The organism is Vibrio sp. 10N.222.46.A1 (assembly GCF_041473595.1).
Lineage (GTDB): Bacteria > Pseudomonadota > Gammaproteobacteria > Enterobacterales > Vibrionaceae > Vibrio > Vibrio tasmaniensis_A.
The window spans coordinates 1-4,364 of record NZ_JBFRSN010000318.1 but is presented as its reverse complement, the minus strand read 5'-3'; the positions used below and the strand labels follow the sequence as shown (position 1 = coordinate 4,364).

The window sequence follows — 4,364 nt, the reverse complement described above, 5'->3', positions numbered from 1 at the left end:
CGTTTTTTGTATTGGAAAGTACGGCCAATACAAAAAACGTTTTAATTTATGTTCTACAAAATGGAAGGAATTATGTTCGAAATTAAGTCGTTAAATTGACTTTATAATCCAACAGGATGGGTTTATTGGAATGGGTGGGATTAATGGGAATGCTTGAGAAGATTGATCAACAATGGCTAAAAAGTTTTCACTGTGTCTATGAGAATAATAGCTTTTCTCAGCTGCTTTTTTAGTTGTGCCATACGAATTATTAAAGATGATAGAAAAATGCCTGCCAAATTGGCAGGCATTTATTGATGCTAATTTGCTTTGGGTGCTTTGGGTGCTTTGGGTGCTTTGGAAGCTTCGTGTTGCTCAACCATGAACGCAACGGCTTCATCGTTTAGACAAGATTTACTGACGTATTGGCGCTGTTTTCCAATATGAAGGATAAAACCTAAATCGGTTTGTTCAAGTTGGTCGATGTCACGCCAAGCGATAGTATTGGTGGCTTTACGGTTTTTATAACTCACACCATCAGTATCCCCTGAAAAGACCACTTTGCTGCCAGCACCTGAGCTGATTTTTTGTCGCCATAACCACCAGGTTCTCTTGCAATATACACTGAACGCTTCAATCACACTCAAAACGATAAAAAACCAGCCTACGTAGCCACTAGGTAACAGTTCAAACTCCAATAGAACCCAACCAAAAATAAGAAACAAAAATGCCTTTAAATAGGCTTTTGGAAACTGAGTCGGAAGGCTAGTTTGGTCATAACACTCTGCGAAAAACGTTTTGTCGAGGGTGTATTCTGTGGTGAAACCGGGATCTTTAGGCATGTGTGGCTACTTTGTAGTTCTTTGTTGAGGCGCATTATATCGCTTCACGCTGGTTTGTCTTAGCGGTTTCAATCCTCTTTTGTAAATCAATAATACTGAATGCGTTTACTCGCATGATAGCTAAATTGTTACGCTGTAGCTAAGTGGTCGCCCCGCGACAAGCTGTCATGTCTCATAGCTATTTTAAGTAACCTTGTTGCTCCAGCCATTGTATTGCGCTTTAGATACCGACTTCATGCGACACCAACTTGGCGACCCCAGTCTTCCTATACTCACGGCTTTTCTTTTTTCGTTGTTGTAATTTTAACCCAAAGTAACAGCTGTTCTATACGTTTCTATATTAAATGAATGATGTTAGACCGCTTACTTTCTATCAGATGAAATGTTGTTCTTATAACAAATTACCCCGCAAGTGCGAGGTATTTAGAGGCTAGCGTATAATCAAATAGGGCTAGCCAATTAGTTTTCTGTTAATGGGTTTTCTTAGAAAAACTTCTTAATCGCTTTTTCAGCACAAGCGACATCTAAGTGGCCACCTGGAGCGCCACCCACACCAATCGCGCCTATCATGGCATTGTTCAGTTGTACCGGAACACCACCCGCCAGGAACAACAAGTTGTCGTCCATATTCTGCAAGGGTTGCATGATAGGTTTGTCGGCGATGAGTTTCATCAGGTTACCTGACGGCTGCTTCATGCTTGCCACTGTGAACGCTTTTTTGCGTGAGCTATCAAGAGTGTGGATGCCTGCGCCGTCAGAACGTAGTTGAGCAATCACATTGCCCGACAAGTCGACAACAGTCGCAGAAACCTTGTAGCCATCGGCTTCACATTGATTAACGGCTTCATGGGCAAGCTTGAAGGCCGCTTCTGATGATATTTGAGTGAAAGAGACCGTTTGTGTTTCTGCTGCCATTGCATTGTGAGAAAGGCTAAGGAAACCAAGGGTTGCTGCTAGTACTGTTAGGTTTGTCGTTTTCATGTTTACTCCGTTAAAGCATCTGTTTTCAAAAAGAATCTGTTTTCAAAAAATATTCGTTTTTCAAATTCCGAATTCTATTTTTTGTTTGTTTAGAAAGGGTGTTTTTAATCAACTGGTTCATACTAACGAATGCATGATTACGACTGGCTTTCTTGAACATTACAAAGTTGCAATGTTGGTTATATTCGAGAAAGGATATTGATAGAGTGTATTAAGACCACGGCAAATAAATAAACGGACGTTAATGAAAATACTATTGATTGAAGATGACATTCATATCGCGAGATTTTTGGTGAATGGTTTTCAGCAAGAAGGGATAACGGTGACACACGCAACAGATGGTGTTGATGGATTACACGAGGCCGTAACCGAAGAGTATGACGTGATCATTCTCGATATCATGTTGCCAAAGAAAGATGGGTTTGAAGTGTTGGCTGAACTCAGAGGGCAAGGCTACGCGACGCCCGTCATCATATTAAGTGCCAAACACTCAGTGGAAGAACGAGTGCAAGGGCTACAGTCAGGTGCTGATGATTATTTGGTAAAACCTTTTGCATTTCCTGAGTTATTGGCTCGTTGCCAAACCTTGGTGCGTCGAGGTAAGCAACCGACAACTCAGCCATTAGAATTGCATTACGGCCCGCTTAGCTTAGACCTACTTAAACACACGCTGCAAAGAGATCAACAAACGATCACCATTAATCAGCGCGAGTTTATGTTGATGAAATTACTGCTCGAAAACCGAGAGGCTGTGATGTCGAAAACGGCGATTCTTGAGCATGTTTGGGGGCATCAGTTTGATCCGCAAACCAACGTGGTCGATGTTTTGGTTTGTAGGCTTCGCAGCAAAGTTGATAAGGGTTTTTCTAAGCCGTTAATTCACACACTTCGAGGTGTTGGCTATGTCCTCAAGTCGTAGTATTGAACAGGCGCTTGCTAAAACGCAGAGACATTTGTTGGTTCGCTTTATGTCGACTTTACTGCTCTGCTTGCTGCTGGTGGAACTGATTGTTGGGGCGATCTTCTTTTTCGACCTTTACCAAACGGAAAAGAAGATCCTTACGTCTATGTCGACCGAGTATCAGCGTATTTTGACTTACGATTCGAGTGAGCGATTGATTCATGTTTTAGAGGCGAATCCTCATCGGCTACTCGAAAACAACATTGCGGCGTATAAGCTTGAGAAGGGCGCTTCATCTGATGGCGTGTTTATCGCTGGTGTTCAACATTTATCAACAGCACAGCCTTTTTCTAACTACCAAATTGATGACAATCGTTCATGGCTAGAGAGCTTCATCTTTAGTCCCTATATGTCGTTACCTATTGAAGGGGAGCAGTATGATTTCTGGTTGGTTTTGGATAACCGAGCAAGAGACTTTATCGCCTACAATCAATGGCTAATGACCTTATATGCGTTGCTTGCTCTCGTGGCTGTGACCGCAGTATTCACTCGTAACATCATCCAGAGTGCGATGTCTCCGTTAGTGACCTTTGGCGACCTGCTCGATAAGCTGAAAAAAGGGCAGTTAGAATTTCCTAGCACTAAAAATGAAGCCGAATCTGATTTAGCGCAAGGGCTCAACGTGATCAGCTCTAGTGTCCATACTGCGGTTGCCAAGTTACAGCACGTGACGACAACCTTGAATACGACCGTCGATGCGATCGCTCATGATATTCGAACTCCTTTGTCGCGTATTACGTTAGCCTCCCAAACGGCATTGCTCAATAACGCCGACCAACAAGCGATGAAAGACGCATTGGCAGATTGTTCTGAACACGCCATGCAGGCAAGCAATATGTTAACCGCCTTGATGAAGTTGAACGACGAGCTGACCGGAAAGCGCATACCACAGAAAGTGCCGACTCAGGTCTCTGACGTGATTAGCAATGTGGTGAGCTGGTATGAAGATGTTGCAGAGGACAAACGAATCGAGCTGGTGGTTGAGAGCGCTGATGGTCTTGCGATTCAGTCAGACCCTGATAAGTTGACTCAGGTGTTGGTTAATCTTGTTGATAACGCGATTAAGTACACCGAGCCCGAAGGAAGAGTGACGGTCAAAGCGGAGCAAAGCACCGAAGGTAAGGTCGAGATAAGTATCCAGGACACCGGTGTGGGCATTGAACAGAAATATCAGGACTTGATTTTTGACCGACTTTACCGAGTCGACAGCAGCCGCAGCAATATCGAGGGGTATGGTCTTGGATTATCTTTAGCGCTTGCCATGGTCGAGAATCTAGAAGGAACGCTAGTCGTTGAATCTGAATTGGGTGTGGGAAGTACTTTTACTCTTTCGTTGTAACAACGATTTATATCGTCACTTCGTCTTTGAAATTTCAACTCTTACGCACAAAGAATGCCCCGCACTAGTGGGGCATTCTTGTTTTGGGGAAGGGAGGTTCTCCATGAACAGGTTCGGGAGGTAGAGTAACCTGCGCCAACCCTATTGGCTGCTTGTAGCTTGTAGCTTTTGACCTTAGCTATCGATCCAGTAAATCTTATTTTTCACATGATAGTTGTTGGCATATGCCAATAACTGGGCGTATGCTGAACTTCTGATCATC

At 43.4% G+C, this 4,364-nt stretch carries 4 protein-coding genes; 2 read left to right on the top strand and 2 right to left on the bottom strand.

Going from position 1 to position 4,364, the window contains the following annotated elements:
* Positions 1-299 precede the first annotated feature (299 nt).
* A complete protein-coding gene (locus AB4496_RS10400; protein ID WP_102258563.1) occupies positions 300-821 on the bottom strand; it encodes a YcxB family protein in 522 nt (173 codons plus the stop codon).
* A gap of 483 nt (positions 822-1,304) precedes the next feature.
* Positions 1,305-1,802 carry a heme-binding protein gene (locus tag AB4496_RS10395; protein ID WP_102258562.1) on the bottom strand — a complete coding sequence of 166 codons (498 nt, stop codon included), beginning with the start codon at positions 1,800-1,802 and terminating at the stop codon, positions 1,305-1,307.
* Positions 1,803-2,046: 244 nt separating this feature from the next.
* On the opposite strand from AB4496_RS10395, the gene AB4496_RS10390 reads away from it, so the two are divergent.
* A complete protein-coding gene (locus AB4496_RS10390) occupies positions 2,047-2,721 on the top strand; it encodes a response regulator transcription factor (RefSeq protein ID WP_009846974.1) in 675 nt (224 codons plus the stop codon).
* A complete protein-coding gene (locus tag AB4496_RS10385; protein ID WP_102258560.1) occupies positions 2,705-4,102 on the top strand; it encodes a HAMP domain-containing sensor histidine kinase in 1,398 nt (465 codons plus the stop codon). Before AB4496_RS10390 ends, AB4496_RS10385 begins: the two co-directional genes overlap by 17 nt.
* Positions 4,103-4,364 lie beyond the last annotated feature (262 nt).

Coding starts and splice junctions, on each gene's coding strand:
- AB4496_RS10385 (WP_102258560.1), top strand. CDS start 2,705: ATGTCCTCAAGTCGTAGTATTGAACAGGCGCTTGCTAAAACGCAGAGA.
- AB4496_RS10395 (WP_102258562.1), bottom strand. CDS start 1,802: ATGAAAACGACAAACCTAACAGTACTAGCAGCAACCCTTGGTTTCCTT.
- AB4496_RS10400 (WP_102258563.1), bottom strand. CDS start 821: ATGCCTAAAGATCCCGGTTTCACCACAGAATACACCCTCGACAAAACG.
- AB4496_RS10390 (WP_009846974.1), top strand. CDS start 2,047: ATGAAAATACTATTGATTGAAGATGACATTCATATCGCGAGATTTTTG.